This window comes from Streptomyces ferrugineus, assembly GCF_015160855.1.
GTDB lineage: Bacteria > Actinomycetota > Actinomycetes > Streptomycetales > Streptomycetaceae > Streptomyces > Streptomyces ferrugineus.
In genome coordinates this window covers 5007559-5025744 of sequence record NZ_CP063373.1, presented here as the reverse complement: position 1 = coordinate 5025744, position 18186 = coordinate 5007559, and the positions used below count along the sequence as shown (strand labels likewise).

At 69.8% G+C, this 18186-nt stretch carries 15 protein-coding genes and 1 pseudogene; 8 read left to right on the top strand and 8 right to left on the bottom strand.

The annotated features are described in order from the left end of the window. Nucleotides 1-61: 61 nt before the first annotated feature. From IM697_RS22920 to IM697_RS22890, 6 genes are all read right to left on the bottom strand, one after another. Nucleotides 62-715: a response regulator gene (locus IM697_RS22920; RefSeq protein WP_194037772.1), complete on the bottom strand. Its 654-nt coding sequence runs from the start codon at nucleotides 713-715 to the stop codon at nucleotides 62-64. Next, nucleotides 712-1998: a sensor histidine kinase gene (locus IM697_RS22915; RefSeq protein WP_456114980.1), complete on the bottom strand. Its 1287-nt coding sequence runs from the start codon at nucleotides 1996-1998 to the stop codon at nucleotides 712-714. The genes IM697_RS22920 and IM697_RS22915 overlap by 4 nt, the downstream gene beginning before the upstream one ends. Nucleotides 1999-2471: 473 nt before the next feature. Beyond that, on the bottom strand, nucleotides 2472-3647 hold the full coding sequence (locus IM697_RS22905) for a DUF418 domain-containing protein (protein ID WP_194037768.1): 1176 nt from the start codon (nucleotides 3645-3647) through the stop codon (nucleotides 2472-2474). Nucleotides 3648-4344: 697 nt separating this feature from the next. Next, nucleotides 4345-5559: a DUF418 domain-containing protein gene (locus IM697_RS22900; RefSeq protein ID WP_194037766.1), complete on the bottom strand. Its 1215-nt coding sequence runs from the start codon at nucleotides 5557-5559 to the stop codon at nucleotides 4345-4347. Nucleotides 5560-6533: 974 nt separating this feature from the next. After that, complete coding sequence (locus IM697_RS22895) at nucleotides 6534-8222, bottom strand: glycosyltransferase family 2 protein (protein WP_194037763.1); 1689 nt, start codon at nucleotides 8220-8222, stop codon at nucleotides 6534-6536. A gap of 435 nt (nucleotides 8223-8657) precedes the next feature. Beyond that, on the bottom strand, nucleotides 8658-9029 hold the full coding sequence (locus tag IM697_RS22890; RefSeq protein WP_194037761.1) for a DUF4333 domain-containing protein: 372 nt from the start codon (nucleotides 9027-9029) through the stop codon (nucleotides 8658-8660). Nucleotides 9030-9178: 149 nt separating this feature from the next. Between IM697_RS22890 and IM697_RS22885 the strand changes: the two genes are divergently transcribed. Beyond that, complete coding sequence (locus IM697_RS22885; protein ID WP_194037759.1) at nucleotides 9179-10354, top strand: sensor histidine kinase; 1176 nt, start codon at nucleotides 9179-9181, stop codon at nucleotides 10352-10354. 306 nt (nucleotides 10355-10660) lie between these two features. Here the strand turns inward: IM697_RS22885 and IM697_RS22880 are convergent, their stop codons facing one another. Further along, complete coding sequence (locus IM697_RS22880) at nucleotides 10661-11905, bottom strand: MFS transporter (RefSeq protein WP_194037757.1); 1245 nt, start codon at nucleotides 11903-11905, stop codon at nucleotides 10661-10663. Between the two features lie 26 nt (nucleotides 11906-11931). On the opposite strand from IM697_RS22880, the gene IM697_RS22875 reads away from it, so the two are divergent. The 3 genes and pseudogenes from IM697_RS22875 to IM697_RS22865 all read left to right on the top strand — a co-directional run bounded on the left by IM697_RS22875 (nucleotide 11932) and on the right by IM697_RS22865 (nucleotide 13368). Next, a complete protein-coding gene (locus IM697_RS22875) occupies nucleotides 11932-12459 on the top strand; it encodes a CGNR zinc finger domain-containing protein (RefSeq protein ID WP_194037755.1) in 528 nt (175 codons plus the stop codon). A gap of 54 nt (nucleotides 12460-12513) precedes the next feature. Further along, a pseudogene (locus IM697_RS45470) lies at nucleotides 12514-12747 on the top strand (ISAzo13 family transposase); the annotation flags it as partial. Nucleotides 12748-12774: 27 nt separating this feature from the next. Beyond that, complete coding sequence (locus IM697_RS22865; RefSeq protein ID WP_194049821.1) at nucleotides 12775-13368, top strand: cysteine hydrolase family protein; 594 nt, start codon at nucleotides 12775-12777, stop codon at nucleotides 13366-13368. A 131-nt stretch (nucleotides 13369-13499) separates the two neighbouring features. Here IM697_RS22865 and IM697_RS22860 read toward each other — a convergent pair whose 3' ends face one another. Continuing rightward, nucleotides 13500-14531, bottom strand: coding sequence for a hypothetical protein (locus IM697_RS22860; RefSeq protein ID WP_194037753.1), 1032 nt, complete (start codon nucleotides 14529-14531; stop codon nucleotides 13500-13502). 164 nt (nucleotides 14532-14695) lie between these two features. Between IM697_RS22860 and IM697_RS22855 the strand changes: the two genes are divergently transcribed. The 4 genes from IM697_RS22855 (at nucleotide 14696) to IM697_RS22840 (ending at nucleotide 18023) form a co-directional block, all read left to right on the top strand. Further along, nucleotides 14696-14959 (top strand): helix-turn-helix transcriptional regulator, encoded by a 264-nt coding sequence (locus IM697_RS22855; RefSeq protein WP_194037751.1) that lies wholly within the window; start codon nucleotides 14696-14698, stop codon nucleotides 14957-14959. Between the two features lie 156 nt (nucleotides 14960-15115). Further along, a complete protein-coding gene (locus IM697_RS22850; protein ID WP_194037748.1) occupies nucleotides 15116-15982 on the top strand; it encodes a DUF6083 domain-containing protein in 867 nt (288 codons plus the stop codon). Next, the gene (locus IM697_RS22845) at nucleotides 15979-16461 is read left to right on the top strand and encodes a hypothetical protein (protein WP_194037746.1); all 483 of its coding nucleotides are present in this window, start codon (nucleotides 15979-15981) and stop codon (nucleotides 16459-16461) included. Before IM697_RS22850 ends, IM697_RS22845 begins: the two co-directional genes overlap by 4 nt. Beyond that, nucleotides 16458-18023, top strand: a complete 1566-nt coding sequence (locus tag IM697_RS22840; RefSeq protein ID WP_194037744.1) for a UvrD-helicase domain-containing protein — start codon at nucleotides 16458-16460, stop codon at nucleotides 18021-18023. Before IM697_RS22845 ends, IM697_RS22840 begins: the two co-directional genes overlap by 4 nt. Nucleotides 18024-18186 lie beyond the last annotated feature (163 nt).

Sequence of the window (18186 nt, the reverse complement as noted above, 5' to 3'; positions counted from 1 at the left end):
GCGGCTGCGAGGCGCGCCGTCTCGTCCCGTACACCCTGCCGGGGCCGGTCCGGCAGGCCGGTTACGGCGTCGGTTCGTCGAGGAGCCCGGCCCGGCTCGCGATGAGTGCCGCCTGTACGCGGGTGCGGGCGTTGAGCTTGGTGAGCACGTTCTGGACGTGGGACTTCACGGTGCTCTCCTCGATGTGGAGTCTGCGGGCGATCTGCGTGTTGCTGAGGGCGTGTCCGAGCAGTGCCAGGACGTCACGTTCCCGCGGCGTCAGCTCCGTGGGCAGCGCGCACGGGCCGCCGCCGACTGCGGAAACCCGGGCGATCAGTCGCCTGGTCGGTCCGGGCGAGACGAAGCCATTGCCGCGGGCGACGGCCCGGATGCCGTCGAGCAGGGTGGATGCGCTGTCCTTCTTCAGCACGAATCCGGCGGCTCCCGCCTGGAGGGTGCCGAACAGGTACTCGTCGATGTCGAAGGTCGTGAGCGCGAGGACAGCCGGCGGATCCGGCTCGGCCATGATCCTGCGTGTGGCCGCCACCCCGTCCACCTTCGGCATCCGGATGTCCATGACCACCACATCGGGGCGAAGCCGGGCGGCCATGGCCACGGCTGCTTCTCCGTCCGCGGCCTCCCCGACCACTTCGAGGTCGGGCTCGACGTCGATCATGATGCGCATGCTGGTACGCACCATGTCCTGGTCGTCGGCGAGCAGTATGGAAAACGTCACGAACCATCCTTCTTCACGGGCAGGGCCGCCTCGACCCCCCAACCGCCCCCGGGCCGAGGGCCTGCTGAGGCCCAGCCGCCGCACAACGCGGCGCGCTCACGGATCCCGATGATTCCATGACCTGACGAGCCGGATGGCGAACCGGGCTGCAGCACACCTTCGTCTTCGATGCGTACACGCAGCTGATCACTGCCGTAGTCGAGGCGAACCGTCGCCTGCGGAGGGAAGGCGTGACGGGCCACGTTCGTCAGGGCCTCCTGCACGATGCGGTAGGACGCGAGATCGACCATGCTGGGCAGCGGGTACGGGTCGCCGCTGATGACGATGTCCACCAGTGCGCCGGCACGGCGGGCCTCCTCGGCCAGCAGACCGACGTCCCTCAGCGAGGGCGGAGTGGCCGCGCCGATGCCGTCTTCGTCATCCCGCAGGGTACCGAGCACACTGCGCAGCTCACCGAGAGCCGTACCGATCTCATGGCCGATCTCAGCAAGGGCGACGCTCTCGGCCGTGCTGTCACGCCCTCGGACATGACCGGCGGCAGTGATCCGCATGGTCACCGCGCTGAGCCGGTTGGCCACGACGTCGTGGAGCTCCCGTGCCAGGCGCAGCCGCTCGTCACGGACCGCGGCGCGGGCGTCCAGCTGACGCAGTCGCTCGGCCTGATCGGCTTGTTCGGTGGCCAGCCGGATACGACCCCGGACCGTCTCGGCGATCGCCACCACCACGACCGGGACGAAACTGACGCTTACCGTGTCGTAGACCAGGAGTTCGGGCCGCCCAGCAGCATATGTATCGCTCATACGGATTCCCTCGAACGCTTCCATGGCGACACACATCCCGAGCATGGCGATGGCGGTGAGCCGCAGACGGCTTGTTCCCTCGGCGATCGCACTGAACACGGCCACCCACAGGGCAGCCTGCGCCATGGCCGGCAGAGGCCGCGGCTCCGACCAGGAGATGACCCACGCGACGGCGTAGCCCAGAGCGGCAACGGCGAGCGCCGCCCCCGGGCGCCTGCGGCGCAGGGCCAATGACGCTGCAAGCGCGACGGCGGTGACCAGGGTGACCAGCAGCCACCCCGTGGAGTAGCCGAACCACAGCAGCTCACCCAGGTCGATCACTGCCGTGACCACGGCCATGCCCAGCACCGTGACGACGTGGGCACGCGACAGCCGCAACGGTCCGTGTGCCCCGGAAGTTCTCCTACGCGGCGTTGACAAGAGTCTCCTTCTGGCACTTGCGGTCGAACCGGCGGGACGGAGTATCCATCGCGCCCGCCACACGAGTTCGAAGGGAGCCTGCCGGAACCATCACAGCCACAACGATGCCGCAAGCATCAGCAGAGAGCTGACGCCTCCCACGCAACGATGGTGCCGAAGGGCCCAGAGCCGGTACCCCACCGCAGCAGGACCAGGAAAGGCCCCAGGCAGGCGTCGTAGCACTACAGCCGGCGAAGTCTCTTGCGGAGCTCCGGCGTCAGCCTGCATACCAGCCACGCCTTCGCACCGCTCATCCGCGGCATTTCACCTATCCGCTCCCGCCGTGGACCGCGCCGAGGGCGGCCGGCCAAGCTCCACGGCGACAAGGGCCACGTCCAGGTCCGTCGGCTTCGTTGCCCCGACGGGCCTGCCCGCAGGCGGCGTGCGAAAAGTTCGGAGCAGCCCACTCGCCGCGCGACTTCCGGCCCGGGATCCGCCGCCCACCAGGGGCTGGTGGGCGGCGGTGGAATCCTGGTCGGCATCCCCGGCGATCGGGTTCACCGCGAGGGGCTGGTGGTGACGGTCTCCGTCGCTTGTGGTTCGTGCCTCTGGTCGCGTTTGCGGTCGGCTCGGCGGAAGGGGGCGTCGACCCCCGTCCTCCACACTATTTCGAATGGTCCTTGCCTGAAGCGTCGCAACCACAGGTTCGCGAAGAGCATCAGCAGGGCGCTGATCGCTGCCCAGGCGATCAGCGTTCCCAGGGAGTCCAGCGGTCCGATATGGAAGCCCCATTTACTGAAGGCCACCACGCCGATGATGTTCTGCAGCACGTAGCACGTCAGCGCGGTACGGCCCACCTCGGCGAGGCGACGGGTAACGAACCCTGTACCACCGCCGCGCCGCAGAAGAAGGAGCACCACACCCAGGTAGCCGAACGCCACAATCGGGGCGCTGATGTACCGGGACATCTGCTCGAGGGCCTCAGCGCCCGGCACCGGAAGAATCCCCCACGCGGTCATCAGAATCCCTACGCCGAGACCCCCCATGGCGAGCAGGCGGCTCAACTTCCGCGCCTCCTCATCCGCTGTGAAAACCCCAGCCCGCCACAGCAGAACCCCGCAGAGGAACAGAAACCCTGAATATGTTGGGAGGTTCTCGAATATCGGCACACGGATCTCCCAGAACTCGCCGACTCGGCCAGCCACTTCATCGAAATAGGTAGGTGTCGGCAGAGGGGGTAGGTCAGCGGCGCTCTCGGTGCTCCAGTCCTCCTCGGCGTAATCCGCTCCGTAGTCATCCACCTGGTACGGCTGCCATTCGATGACGGAGAGATGCCGGTAGAGATGCACCGCACCCAGGAGCGCGGTCACCAGCGCCAGCCACCGAGTACGAAGAAACAGGAGGGGAGCTGTCAACAGTGCGACCAGCCCGTACCCCATGAGGACGTCGAATTCGACGACAAGTGCGAAGTGGACGAAGCCGTACGCGATCAGGAGCAGTGAACGCCATCCGTATCGCCAGGGCCAGCGGTGTCCACGGCGTTTGGCCGAGTCGAACTGAATGGCCATGCCGACGCCGAACAGTATCGAAAGAAGCGCCAGGAACTTGCCGTTCGCCACGGCGGTGGCGATCTGGGCAATATTGTTTTGCCAACCCTCGCCCGGCCACCCGGGCCAGCCGCTTCCGGATGAATCGGCCACAAGGGGAACGAAGGCCCAGATGTTGCTCAGCAATGTTCCGATGATGGCGATACCGCGTAACACGTCCAGCGACCCGACGCGGGAGGTATGGGTTCTAGACATCTTTGATTTCCGATCAGGTGAGAGTGCGGTCGCTCGCGGGCGCCGCACAGAGAAGGCGGAGTCCCGGTATTGCTTCGGCGGAGCGGCGGGAAGCGACGGCCGCCTCGTTCGCTCTGCGGCAACCGCGTTCTCTGCTCCCTGCACACTTCGCCCATGGGCCGTGACCAGGTTGAAAGATGACCTTGCCGGCGATCCCCGGGCCCGCTGCCTGAGCCCGCGCCTCCTGCGGACGACGGGAACTCAGAACAGGCCCTGACCGTCGCGGGACAGGAGCAGACCGTTGACGCGCCGGTGACGTAGAACTCGGCCCTCCAGGCCGGTGGTTCCGCGATTGCGGTCAGGTGTCCGTGGGCGGTAACGCCTTTGACGAACCTGCGCCGAGGCCGGTGCGTACGCGGGAAGTCCTCGACCGGCCTGGACGGTGCCAGCAGCAGAGGCCAGAGCCTGAATCGTCGGCCCGACCAGCGACCACTGCTCGTCGGACAGGGGCGGTCTTGTAGTGCTTGCGCTCGCTCACAGCAACCAGCCCTGCATGCCCACGGCCGCTGACCGGCCCGGATACCGTCCTGCCTCACGCTCAGCTGACGACAGAACACCCAACGCCCATATTCCGGCCGCTATATCTCCGCTACGAGACACTCACAGGGGCGTCCTTCTCGCGCCGCTGGCGTTCACGCGCGCGGTCAACATGCCGGAAGGGCGCGTCCACGGCCGCCCGCCAAACCAGCTCGAACGGCCCCTGCCGAAAGCGCCGCAGCCACAGGTATGCGGCGAGCATCAGCAGAGCGCTGATCCCGGCCCAGGCGAGAATCGTACCGACACTGCCCAACGGCCCCAGGCCAAGGCCCCATGAGCTGAAGATCACCAGGGCGACGACGTTCTGCAGCATGTAGCACGACAGCGCGGTCTTGCCGACGTCAGCGAACCGCCGGGCGAGGAACCCGGAGCCACCACGGCTCCGCAGCAGGATGAGTATCAGCCCCAGGTAGCCGAAGGCCACGATCGGAGCGATGGTGTACCGCGAAAGCCCACCGGAGATGTCGCTGCCCGGCAAGGGCAGGTACTCCCACACAGACAACGGCACCCCGAGGCCCAGGCCTCCGATGGCGAGCCGACGGCTCAACCTCCGCGCCTTCTCATCCCCCCTGAACAGCCCCGCCCGCCACAGCAGAGCCCCGCAGAGGAACAGGAAGGCCGACAGGGGAGGAGCAATGATGAAGGCCTCTTGCCTGCCATCCCAGAAATACTCTATTCGCCCGGCCACCTCCTCGAAGTATGTGGGGGTGGGATAGCTCGATGTGTCCTGTGCGCTCGCCGGATCATCTCGGTAATCCTCGGGCAGTGGCTCTTCTGCGGGGGCTGTCCACATCATGGTGCGGAACTGCATGTACAAGTGCAGTGCGCCGGCGAGTGCGGTGGCCACGACCAGCCACTTGGTCCGCAGCCGGAGCAGGGGGGCGATGATGATCGCCACCAACGCGTATCCCATGAGAATGTCGAACTCGACAACGAGCGCAAAGTGGATGAAGCCGTCCGCCATCAGCAGCAACGAACGCCACTCGTATCGCCAGGGCCAGCGGTGTCCGTGCCGAAGTGCCGACTCGAACTGGATGGCCATACCCACGCCGAACAATATGGACAGCAACCCGAGGAACTTGCCGTTCGACAGCAAAGAGGAAACGAGTGAGACGTCCTCGTCCCACGCCCCGCCGATCCTGCCGGTCCAATCGTCCCCCACTGCACTGGTGAAGATCCAGATGTTGGACAGCAACGTTCCGACGATCGCGATGCCGCGTAACACATCAAGCGATGGAACGCGCTTGATGCTAAGTGAGTTTGACATTCCGCGATGCTAGGGCGGTGAACTCACCGCGTACCTCGGCCGGATGAGCGGAATCCTTCTCATCACTTCGACGGGGACCGCGTGCCGGACGGGCGCCTGTGAGTGTCCCGTGGCCTGCGGGGAGTGGGCCTGTCAGGGTACGCCGATCGTGGGGCCCTTGTTCCCGCCGAGCGGCCAGCAGTGCGGCCACGGCGGCCCGGCAGCAGACCGAGGGTGACCTCGGCGTGAGCTCGGCGGGAGGGCCGGCGGGCAGCGGATGCAGTCGGGCGAGGTGCTGGACACAGACGCCCCGCGCCGAGGCGAGGTTGGCCGGGTCGCAAGGGAGACGGTCGCGAGGATCGCGGCCGGGACTGTACCTGGCGTGGCCCAACGGCACCAGGGCACCGAGAGGTTGTCAGGCGGACTGCTCGGCTGTCGGCTCGTCCTGGGAGGCAGACTCGGAGGCCTCGGGGGAGGTGTAGTAGACGGACCTGGCCTGCTTGGTGCGCTGGGCTTGGTTCTTGGCCACGAGTCCTTCGCGTGTGAGTCGCGTGATCTTGGTCTTGATCTCGCGCTGGGGATGCTGTTGTTCCAGTGTGGCGGCGACTTCAGCGGCGGAGCGGGCTCGTGCCGGCCGGCCAGGGGCTCGCGGACGAGGTGGACGAGCGTGGGCAGGGCGGACTGCACTGCCGATGATGCAGCGGCGCTCTGCTTGACGGGTTGATTCCGGGCGTCGAGACAGCAGACTCCTGGCCCGCGCCTGCTTGCCCACAACCGGTACGGCCGAAGCCTTATGCAGGGAGCAGGCACTGCCGCGACGGCCTCAGAAGCGAGCCGGGGGAGGGGCCGCCGGGAGCCGAGGGCCTGTCGGATATCCACCAGGACGGTGTGGTCCTGCTGCAGATCGGCCAACTGCACCCGCAGCGCTTCGACTTCACCCAGCGTCACCGGTGATCAGCCAGGTCATGTACGGCCGTCCCCTCGTGACAAGTGAGTCAGCGAAGCAGGCGGTGGAGTCCGCCGCGGACCACGGACATGCTTCCGCGTAAACCCAGGGCGACGCGCAGGGCCAGCGCACCGGAGTGTGTGGCGTACGGCCGGACGAGTACGACGCCGTGACGGGCACTGATCCCGGCGCGCCGGCGCAGCAGACCGGTGCCCGCCACCGCATGCGCCGTGACCTCGTGGTAGGCGCCGTCCCGGAAGCACACGCGCAGGTGGAGATCCCATGCGTTCGTGAACGCCCGCGATGCCCTGGACATGGACGCTCCCGGCACACTCCGCCTGCCGGACCCCCCGAACGCTGACCACTCCACCCTCACCTCGGCCGCCCAGACACCACCCCCGTTGGCAGGGCACGGCCCGAGCGCCACCCTCGTGCTCGGCCCCGCCGCGACTCCCGTCTCCCGGCACCGCCATACCACCTCCAGCGCCTCCGGCCCCGCCTGCGCGACCCTGCCGTACAGCTCGTGCAGGCGCAGCCGCAGCAGGGCGGTACGCGCGCGTGGGCGCAGTTCCGCGTCGACGGCGAGCGGGAGGACGTGGACGGGGCGGGTCAGGAGCGGCTCGAGGGTGACCTCGGGCAGGTCGGCCGACCAGACGGGGGTGCCGTCTGGGGAGTGGGCGTACGGCGGGAGGAGGCGGGCCGGGCGGGAGGCCAGGTCCCGCAGGCGGGGGAGGTCGCGGGGCTCGGGGGAGGCCAGGACGACGCGGCCGATGAGGCGGCCGGGCGCGGTGGGGTTGTGGGCCCAGTCGGACGCGTCGAACTCCGCGAGACACGCCCGCGTGTGCGCCCACCACGCGCGCTGGTACCGCTGATCGTGCAACCCCAGCTCACGGGCGTATATCCGCAGCTCGTGGTCGAGGAACTTGGCGCGTGCCGCCCGCGCCAGCTCCTTCTGCCCCGCGCCCAACAGGATCTCGTACGCCAGCCGGGTCGCCTCCGTGCGCGCCCGCCAGTTGGCGATGTCGGCGCGGTCCAGGGAGATCGACAGCCGGTCGGCCGAGCGGCGCACGTGCCAGACGTACACCCGGTCGGGGACGAGGGCCATGCGCGGCCGGGCGGCGAGCACGCGCGCGGTGAAGACGAAGTCCTCGTAGGGGAAGCGGCCTTCGGGGAAGCGGATGCCGTGCTCGCGCAGGAAGTCCGTGCGGTAGAGCTTGTTCACACAGAGGGTGTCGTGGACCAGGCGCGGGCGCTGAGCGGGGTGCTCGAAGACGGCGTGCGTGGCGTAGAGGGGCGCCTGCCAGGGCACTTCGCGCCGACCGGGCAGCTCCCGCCGTACGCACAGCCCGCCCGCCACCTGCGCGTCCGCCCCCGTCGCCGCCGTGAGCAGCGCGTCCACCGCGCCCGGCGGCAGTACGTCGTCGCTGTCGAGGAACATCACATACGGCGCGGTCACCCGGTCGAGCCCGGTGTTGCGCGGACTGCCGCAGCCGCCGCTGTTGACCCGGCGCCGGACCACCTTCAGGCGCGGCTCGGTCGTGGCGAGGCGGGCGAGCAGGTCCACGCTGGCGTCCGTCGAGCAGTCGTCCACGGCGACGACCTCACGGACGACTGGGCCCTGCGCCAGCGCCGAGCGGACGGCGGTCGTCACATGGGCGGCGTTGTTGTAACCGACGACGATGACATCGACTTGCGGGGCGCGTGCGCTGCGGGGGGCGTGAGGACGTATGGGGTGCATGAGGCCACGGTCCGGAATCGCAGGAGTGCTGGATGATCACTTGTTGAGCGGGACTCGGGGCCCGTGCCGGAAGACGGCCGGAGCGGGGGAGCGGTTCACTGGGGGATCGCGTCCCATGAAGGACATCGTTGGTGAATTCGGCCTCGGTCGCAGCAGGGAAGGGGCGAGGCCACCCTGGCGCCTCGCCACCGCCGTGGACTGGATCACCGCGCACGCCGAGAAGCCCTCCGTCGTCGCCTTCGGCCTCTCGGGGAAGCTCGCCACCATCCTCGACGCGCAGCTCTACGCCATGACGCAGAAGGGCCTCGCCTACACGGCTGCCGCCGGGAACGACGGCAAGGACGCCTGCTCCGCGACCCCCGGCATGGTGGAGCCGTACTTCTTGATCAAGCCGTATCCGGCCAGGACGGTGCTCATGGTGTGGCGTGGCCCCTCTCAGCGCTCGAACTTCCAGGTGACGCTCTTGGCGTCGGCCCTGGTCACCCGGACGGGGATGCGGACGACCTCGCTGTCGTTCCTCTTGCCGGTGCAGGTGATGGTCGCGCCGGTCACGGCCTTGAGACCGGTCGGGCAGGTGACGCCGGTGACCTTGCTGCCGACCCAGGGCAGCGGGTGGTACTTGCTCTCGGTGCGGCCCTCGACGATCCTCGACGCGAGGGCCTTGTGGCCGTTCACCGACGCCGTGCTGTGCTCGTCCAGGCGGCTGGTCGACTCGGTGCCGGAGAGCAGATAGGTGCCGAGGCCGCCGAGCGCGACCACGGCGGTCGCCCCGCCGATGACGCCGACGGCGAACTTGTTGCGCTGCATCGCGTTCTCCTGGTGTCCGTGGTGAGGATGCGGCTCCACACTCGCCTGCGGGCCCGGGCGCGCGCCTCGGCCGTAAGGTCGGCCTTCTCACAGGCCCATCGGCCGATCGGCCGATCCGGCCGTGCACTGCCTCGCCTACGGTGACCGGCATGAAGTCTGTTTCCGCCAGGGGCTGCGCCCGTGGCGTCGCCTTCGGCCTCCTGCTGGCCGCTGCCGTCGTCGACGTTGTTCTCTACGCGGGCTCCGACGGAGCCCGCGTGCTGCCGATGGCAAGTCCCGTCTGGCAGACCCTGGCCGTGGTGCTCGTCGGCCTGGCCGCATTGCTGTGGCCGGCCGGGCGGCGGCCCGAGTGGCTCACACCGCAGGCACGCACCACCGTGCCCGCTCTCGCCTCGCTCCTCCTCACAGCCGCGTCACTGCTGGTCCAAGGGCCGGTCGTGTTCGGCCCGGGCGAGATCATGATCCTGCTGAGCCTGCTGTTCATCGCCGTACGGCACTGCCCGCCGCGCTGGGCCCTGGCATGCGGCGCCCTCGACGCGTGCGCGCTGCTCACACTGCCGGTGCGCGGCGATGTGACGCTGAGCAGTGACGTGATGGGCCTGGAGCTGATCGGTCTGCTGCTGGTCGGCCTCGTCGCCGGGCTCGCGGGATATCTGCGCTCGATGGACTACCGGCGCACCGTCGCCGTCAGCGAGACCCGCCGCGGCGAACGTCTGGCCATCGCCGCCGACCTGCACGACTTCGTCGCCCACCACGTGACCGGCATCCTCGTGCAGACGCAGGTGGCCCGCATGATGGCCGACTCCCGGCCACAGGAACTGGACCCCGTCCTGGCCGGCATCGAGCGGGCCGCGACCGAGGCGCTGGCCTCGATGCGCCGCACGGTCGGCGTACTGCGGAACACCGGCCCCGAGGCGGCCGGCCACCGCCCGGTCGGCGACCTCGCGGGCATCGCCGAACTGATCGAGGGCTTCGCGCTGCCGGGCCAGCACGTCGTCCTGCGCCGGGACCCCGCCGTGTCCGACGACCTCCCCCACGAGGTGCAGGCCGCGGCCTTCCGGGTCGTCCAGGAGGCCCTGACCAACGTCCGTCGGCACGCGGCCGACGCCACCCGCATCGAGGTCTCCCTGCGCGACGACGCCGGCCGCCTGGAGGTGACCGTGGCCGACGACGGCCGCGGCGGCACCCAACTCCCGGCGGCCGCCCACGGCGGCGGCTTCGGCCTCGTTGGTCTCAAAGAACGGGTCACCGCACTGGGCGGAGAACTGCACACCGGGCCACGCAGCGGCGGTGGGTGGCTGGTGCGAGCAGGTTTCCGGCGTTGAAGCCCTGAGTGAGACAACCTCCCCTCGAACGGCTGCTCCGCCTCCGGGCCGAAGGCGGAGGGCGAAAGCCGGCCGAAGAAGTCGCCCCTGACCTGGTGAACGCGCTGATGGCCCTGACCGCGCTCTCCCGCGCGGCGTCGCCGTCCGCGGCGGGTTACGACGACAGACTCGCCAGGCTGAGCTGCTTCAATCTGACGAAGCCAGTCAGGGAGCATGGAACAGGCCCGACACGCGGTGGCAGCCGCAGTCGAACGCCTCGGCCAGGGCCGTGCCACGCCTGTTGTGCCGCGCACGGAAGTGCAGACGTCAGCATGTGCGGCGTTCCGCGACGGCTGTGACCGCCAGGGCGACGGCGGTCAGCAGGAACAGCAGTGCCCAGGCTGGGGTGAAGCTGCTGTTGAGGTCGACCAGCAGGCCGAGCACGGGCGGCACCGTGACGATGGCGATCTGGTTGACGGACATGGCCAGCCCCAGGGCGAAGCCGGTCTTGCCCGGTGGGGCCGCTTCGGTGACGTAGGCGACCCACGGGCCGTACCAGCCGAATCCGAAGAAGCCGAGCCAGACGAAGACGCCGGAAGCGACGACCGGTGCCCGCCCGGCCGGTGTCATCAGCACGGCCAGCCCGGCGATCACGGCGACCATGCAGACCAGCACGATGGCATAGCGCCCCGAACTGCTCCGGTCGCTCCAGGCCGCCAGGCATATCCGGCCCGCAACGCCCGCACCCTGGGATGCCACCAGGATCAGGGCCGCCTGCCCGGCGCCGACCGACGACACCCGGTGGAGGTGGAGCACTGTCAGGATGCCCACGCCGTACTGCACCGAGATCAGGCTGGTCCCCGACAGCATGATCTTCACCGTGGACGGTTCACGGAGCATTCGTAGCCGGGCGCGCAGCTGTGCCGCGAGTGGGTCCGACGGTTCCTTGTCCTGCGGGGCGGGCAGTGCGGGCGGCCGACGGTAGCAGGCCGTGAAGAGACCGGCTCCCAGCAGCGCGACCAGGGCGCCGGTCAGCAGTGTCGCCCGCCAGCCGAACTCCTCGGCGACGAGCGGGAGCACGGCCGAGGCGAGCGCCGCCCCCAGCGGCAGCCCGGCCTGCCGGATACCCATCGCGAAACCGCGCTGTGACGCGTCGAACCAGGAGGCCACCGACTTGCTCCCGCCCGGCTGGACGCTGCTGTATCCCGTGCCGACCACCAGCAGTGCGACCAGCAGGGCGGTGTATCCCGACGCCAGGCTCCCGGCGCCCAGAGCCAGCGCCACCACGCCGGCCCCGACCCCGACCACCCAGCGCTCGCTGTAGCGGTCCAGTAGCTCGCCGGCCACCAGCAGCCCGGCCAGTGGCATGAGCTGGGCCGCCGAGATCAGCAGACCCAGCTGCGCCGTGCTCAGGTCCAGGGCGCTTTGCAGGTGGACGCCGAGCGCTCCGATGCCGCCGACGAAGAACCCGGACGCGGCTTGGGTGAAGGTGGCAATGCCTAGCACGATCCAGCGATAGCGCCACGGGTCGCGGGCCGGGGCTCCGGTGCGTCCGGCGGTTTGTTGTGTCATGCCGACCACACTGTTGTAATGGTCTTATGCATCTCAACCCTTACGGCGAGGATGCGGTGAACCTGGCCGCGGACTTGGCCAACCGCCGGCCTGAGAGCGCGGGTGAGCTGGCAGACCGCTGCCGCGCCGCCGGGCTCATGCTGGAGCGCCCGGTGACAGCGGACGATCTCGGCCGCGCCGAGGCCGCACTGGACGCCTGGGAGAGGATCGTCGACGCCGCCGGGGAGCAGGAGCGCGCCGATCTGCTGAACCGGATGCTGGCCGAGGCTGCCGCCTACCCGCGGCTGACCTCCCACCCCGGTACCGGCTGGCATCTGCATTACCGGGACGCGGAACAGCCGCTCGGTTCCGTCCTGTTCACGCTGTTCGCGGTCGGTACCGCACTACATCTGGCGGGCCGGGGCATGCACCGACTGCGCCGCTGCGAGGTGATCGAGTGCGACAAGGCCCTCGCCGACACCTCACGCACCGGACGGCAGCGCTACTGCTCCCAACGCTGCGCCAATCGCGACGCCGTCCGCAGGCACCGGGCGCGAGCCGCGGGCTGCGCCTAAGGGCTCGCAGAGAATCAAGGTGTTGCTTCGCGTGCTTCGGCTCGTTGGTCTGCTATGGGCGTCTCCGATGAGGTTCGTGGGCAACTCGCTGTGAAGTTCGGGGTGTTGTTCCCGCATCTGGACGAGCGGCAGCGGCGGCTGTTGATGGGGGCCGAGGCCCGGATCCTGGGGCACAGTGGTATTCGGGCGGTCGCACGGGCGGCCCAGGTCAGCGAAACGACGGTCCGCAAGGGCGTGGACGAGTTGGAGGCCGGCGAGGAGCCGTTGGGCCGGGTCCGCAGGCCCGGTGAAAGGGACCTGGACATGCCTACGGACATGCAGACGGGCATTGCGCGGAACGCGGCACTGGTCGTCGTCGACGTCCAGAAGGGCTTCGATGAGGAGGCGTTCTGGGGGCCGCGCAACAACCTGGCCGCCGATGAGAACATCGCTGTGCTGATCGCCGCCTGGCAGGAGACGGACCGGCCCGTCGTCTTCGTACGCCATGACTCACTCAAGCTCGAATCACCGCTGCGGCCCGGCTACGAGGGCAACGACTTCAAGGAGTACGTGCAGGCACGGCGCGGCCTCGGCAGCGGGCCGGAACTGCTCGTCACGAAGACCGTGAACTCGGCGTTCTATGGAACTCCCGACCTGGACGCCTGGTTCAAGGAGGCGGGGATCACCCAGTTCGTGGTGGCCGGGATCCAGACCAACATGTGCGCGGAGACCACGGCCCGGATGGGTGGCAACCTCGGCTACCAGGTGCTGTTCCCGCTCGACGCCACGCACACCTTCGACCTGACGGGCCCGTTCGGCTGGCGGCAGTCGGCCGACGAACTGGCCACGGCGTCCGCGACCTCCCTGCACGGGGGCGGCTTTGCGAAGGTCGTGACGACAGCGGACCTGCTGACTGCCGTCCAGGAGTAGGAAGACACCCGGCGGCTCAAGGCGCGGTGTTGTCGCGAGGGCAACGGCGACAGAAATGCCGAACTCATTGTTCACGAGGTCCCTTCAGGAGAGCCGCACCCGAATCCAGCAGACACGAAGCCCGGCCGCGGTCAGTGGGCAGACCTGTGTGCAGCGCCGGGGATGCCAGGCGGAGACGAGGCCAACTGCCAGCGCACCTCGTCGGTGTCGCGCTGGTGGCTCCACGCTGACAGAGAACCTCGGGCCACCAGCCGGTCGAGAAGTTCTCCGGTCTGCTGGGGCGAGTGCCCGCACAAGCGGGCAATGGTGGCCAGGTCAGGAGCAGGAATGGCCCGGGCGGTGTAGACCGCCAGCGCCAGGGTGGCCAACCGTTCCGCTGGCTCCGCCGCAGTCGTGGCAAACGGACTGGGCTGCAGAGCCCAGTGGGCAGCGCGCCTGCGGGCACACAGACTCGGGGCCTGGTCCAGCACCGCGTTGTCGAGCAGCCGCACCCGCAGGCCCGTCGCCCGAAGGTCGGGCAGGTCGAGCCAGCCGCCGTGTGCGAGTTCCCGCCACAGCTCCGGGCGCCGGTGCAGGCGCATGCCGCGCAGCAGGCCGGCAGGCAGCCGGACGTGTCCGTGTCTGTCGGCGCGCAGGACGCACTGCACGGCAAGCAGCCGGGCAGCGGGAGAGGTGATGCAGGGGAGGGTGGAGGCCAGGTAGGTGAGCATCTCCCGGACCCGTTGCCTGTGCTCGTCGTCGGCTTGCGGCCGGCGGGTGCGGGCGGGCGTGTCTGCCGGGTGCGGGTTGTGCAGGGTGTCCGGCACGACAGCGGTGTTGCTGGTCGCCGCCGCGCAGGCCGCGCATGTGTCGGCCAGCCGCCAGGTGCGGCCGCTGCGATCACGGGTGAGGGCGAGCAGGACGGGTCCGGCGCAGCCGCGGTGGCGTGGGTGCCAGCAGCAGCCGCGTTCCCGGCACTGGCAGGTGCGCAGGTGCGGGGGCAGTGCATCGGTGCGGGCGTGGTGGGCCAGATGGGTCAGGGCGGCCGAGCGAGCCGAAGAAGCCTGCAGGGACGGCGTTCGGGCGGTGCAGTGAGGACACAGCAGAGACGGCCCGCCTGCCTGCGGTCGCAGTTCCACCGTCCAGATGCGCCGCACCGCGGCGTGCGCGCTGGCCAGCCTCATCGGCCCGTGCCCTCCCGTCTGTCGGTGCGCATGCCCCAGCCACAGGTGTGTGGGACGCCCGCACGGTAGTGCAGATTTCTGCACCGCGAATGTCACTCACCTTCCGGCAGATAGTGCAGAAGTCTGCACTGACAGGGCAGGGTCCTGCACCGTCGGATGGTGGGGTGACGATCTTGCCGCCCGACCCCGACCTCACCGCGCTGCGCGTCACGCTCGCACGGCTGAGGCGCGAGCGCGGGTGGACCTTCGATGAACTCGCCGAGCGCAGCGGCCTGGCCCGGCGCACCCTCATCGACCTCGAACACGGCCGCACCACCGGCACCATCACCACCTGGCACACTCTCGCCCACATCTTCGACGTCCCGATCGAAGACCTGCTGGGAACTCTCTGTGAGGACCACACCCCGGCCGGGTCGAAGGACTCCTGACTCGGGCGCACGCCGCACGCGAATCACCCGAACCGGCGAGCAGCCATCAAACACGCAAGCGAATGTGCGCGCATGTGTTCGGCGCGGTTCGGCCACTCGTGGGACCCCACCCGCCGCCACCCACCCTCAGGGCACGCGGCCTGGCACGGTCCCGGCATGCGCCCCAACTCCGCCGCTTCCGGCCACCACTGGGACGGCAGCCCCCGCACCCCACACATTCGCCGCCCGCTGCAAGTGGCCGCAACCAGCCCCAGCCGACTGCTGCGCACCGGCCACTGCAGCCGCTGCCGCATGTGCGGCAACCGCATCGACCTTTACCAGCGCACCGATCAGCGGCCCATCGCCCTGCACCCCACCGAACTGCCCGTCGCCCACATCCCCGCCCCCTGCCGCTGGCACCTGAGCTGCGGGATCGCCCACCCACACAGTGACGGCAGCGCATGGTGCCGCATCCCGCACGCCGTCCTGTGTCCGCACCGCACCGCCCCCGCCCAGCTGAGCTCGCACATCGAGGAACTGCGCCGCCAACTCGCCGTGCGCTCCCGCCGGCTTGTCGACACCGGCGCCTTTACCCCGCCGCCCCCGCCCGTGTCCACCTGCGAACGCTCCACCGAGAAGGGAAACCCCGCTCTGCCCGTCGTGCAGTTGCTGCTGGGCCGCTACCTCGCCGACCGGCCGCTCGAGGAGATCCGGTGCGTGGCCCAGACCCGCAAGCGCCGCCGCTGCTCCCAGCGCCTGCTCACCTCCCGCACCGCCGCAGGCCGCTGGAGGCTGCTGCCCGCCAGCCCGCAACGCGGCCAGCTTGCCCTGCCCGGCATGCTGATGGCGGTCTACGACCTCAGCCGCCTGCCCTACCCCGAACAATTGCGCTGGCGCACTCAGCGCTGCCCCGTCCATGCCACGGCTCCCGGTGCGGCCGATCTCGCACTGGCCGGATGGCAGGTCTTCGATCCCCTCCGGCACGCAGAACACATCCACACCCGCCTCCCGCACGCCGCGGCAAGCTGCCAGCGGGAGGCATGACGATGCCCCACCACGCACTGGAAATCACCCTCACCCGGCCCCTCACCCCAGCCGAACTCCACACCGCCGCCTGCGTGCTGCCGCTCGCGGCCAACCATGACGCCACCCGCCTGATGACCCTCGTGCGTGCCCGAACCTCCCACCGGGCCGCTCACCGCCTGCGCCACCGGCTCAGTGCGCGGCTCCCCGTCGACGTGATCACCACGCATTACCCGGACGCGGACGGTCAGGTCCTGCTCAATGTCGCCTTCCCGCCCGCCCTCCATGCTGTCATCCGTCACTCCGCCGGCCAGACGGGACAATCTCCGGAACGCTTCCTGCAACTGGCCGTGCACCGCGCCCTGGCCCGCCACACCAGCGACGAGGCCGACCGCCTCGACCGGGCCGTACGCGAACTCCTGGCCCACACCACATCCGTTCACCTGCTGACGGCCGTCGGACGTGCCCTCAGCCGCCACCCCGGAGCGTCACAGCCGTGAAAGCGACCGACGAACAGACCGCCGCAGCCGACGCCTTCCACACAGGTGACCATGTATCCCTGCAGGCCGGTGCCGGGACCGGCAAGACCACCACCCTGGCCCTGCTCGCTCACAGCACCACACGCCGGGGCCGCTACCTCGCCTACAACCGGGCCATCGCGCAGGACGCCACCGTCCGTTTCCCGAAAAGCGTCCGGTGCAAGACCGCCCATGCCCTGGCCTACGCCGCCGTCGGCCACCGCTACACGGCCCGCCTGAATGCGCCGCGCCGTCCGGCCTGGCAGTCCGGACAGGCCCTCGGCATCACCAAAACAGTCCGTATCGGCGAACGCGACCTCTCCCCGAAGGCCCTCTCCTACGCGACCCTGCGCACCGTGGCCCGCTTCTGCCACACCGCGGACGAGGCCATCACCCGCCACCACGTCCCCCGCCTGCGCGGCCTGGAGGACGGCGACCTGCACACCCAACTCGCCGCCCATATCGTGCCGTTCGCCCACAAGGCCTGGGCCGACTTGCAGCACCCGGACGACGGCTCGGTCCGCTTCGACCACGACCACTACCTCAAGCTCTGGGCCCTCACGAGGCCGACGATCGATACCGACTTCCTCCTGCTGGACGAGGCCCAGGACACCAACCCCGTCGTCGAACAGGTCTTCCTCGCCCAGCGCGGCCACGCCCAGCTGGTGATGGTGGGCGACTCCGCCCAGGCCATCTACCACTGGCGCGGTGCCAGAGACGTCATGACGGGCTTCGACGGCACCCGGCTGGCCCTGTCGCAGTCCTTCCGCTTCGGCCCGCGGCTCGCCGACGAGGCCAACCGCTGGCTGGCCATCGCCGATGCCCCGATCCGGCTGACCGGCACCCCAGCGGTACCCACCGAACTCGGCCCGGTCCTCCGGCCCGACGCGGTGCTGTGCCGCACCAACGTCGGCGCCATGGCCCAGGCCATGGAACTGATGGCCGCCGGACACCGGGTCGGGCTGGTCGGGGGAGGAGACAGCCTGCGCGCTCTGGCTTTGGCCGCCCAGGACCTCAAGGAAGGACGCCGCACCACCCACCCCGAACTGGTCCTGTTCCCCTCCTGGGGCGAACTGCAGGACTATGCCGCCCACGACCCGGCCGGGCGCGACCTGCGGCCCTTCGTCGACCTGGTCGACACCCACGGTACGGACGCCATCCTGGCCGCCGTCGCTCGACTCGCCCCCGAACGTCAGGCCGAGGTGACCGTCTCGACCGCCCACAAGGCCAAGGGCCGGGAATGGGCCCATGTGAAGATCGCCGACGACTTCACCCCGCCCAAGGACAGCGATCAGCGCGACGACACCGGCCGCCCAGTACCCGGCCCCATCGACGACAGCGAGGCCCGCCTCGCCTACGTCGCCGTCACCCGCGCTCGCCACCGACTCGATATCGGCGGCCTGTCCTGGATCCACGACCATCCCGATGGATCCCCCGGCACGCCCGTGCATACCGAGCAGAATGCCCACCCCACCCCGGCGGTGGACCGAGCACCAGCCACTTCTGCCGCATCCCGGGCCCAGCCCTGTGCCGAGCCTGGATGACCAGCACCGAACAGCGCGCCGCACGCCCCACCTACGGCCCGTTCACCCGCACCGGCCGCCCCACCTGAGACGGCTCTCTGTCTGCGGCACCCCAGGGGCTGAGCTCAGGTGGCAGGGGAGAGGCTGAGCGAAACGCCGGCCGGTGCCTGCCGGGCTTGGCTCA

Coding starts and splice junctions, on each gene's coding strand:
- IM697_RS22890 (WP_194037761.1), bottom strand. CDS start 9,029: ATGCAGCGCAACAAGTTCGCCGTCGGCGTCATCGGCGGGGCGACCGCC.
- IM697_RS22860 (WP_194037753.1), bottom strand. CDS start 14,531: ATGAGGCTGGCCAGCGCGCACGCCGCGGTGCGGCGCATCTGGACGGTG.
- IM697_RS22880 (WP_194037757.1), bottom strand. CDS start 11,905: ATGACACAACAAACCGCCGGACGCACCGGAGCCCCGGCCCGCGACCCG.
- IM697_RS22885 (WP_194037759.1), top strand. CDS start 9,179: ATGAAGTCTGTTTCCGCCAGGGGCTGCGCCCGTGGCGTCGCCTTCGGC.
- IM697_RS22895 (WP_194037763.1), bottom strand. CDS start 8,222: ATGCACCCCATACGTCCTCACGCCCCCCGCAGCGCACGCGCCCCGCAA.
- IM697_RS22845 (WP_194037746.1), top strand. CDS start 15,979: ATGACGATGCCCCACCACGCACTGGAAATCACCCTCACCCGGCCCCTC.
- IM697_RS22875 (WP_194037755.1), top strand. CDS start 11,932: ATGCATCTCAACCCTTACGGCGAGGATGCGGTGAACCTGGCCGCGGAC.
- IM697_RS22900 (WP_194037766.1), bottom strand. CDS start 5,559: ATGTCAAACTCACTTAGCATCAAGCGCGTTCCATCGCTTGATGTGTTA.
- IM697_RS22865 (WP_194049821.1), top strand. CDS start 12,775: ATGCAGACGGGCATTGCGCGGAACGCGGCACTGGTCGTCGTCGACGTC.
- IM697_RS22850 (WP_194037748.1), top strand. CDS start 15,116: ATGCGCCCCAACTCCGCCGCTTCCGGCCACCACTGGGACGGCAGCCCC.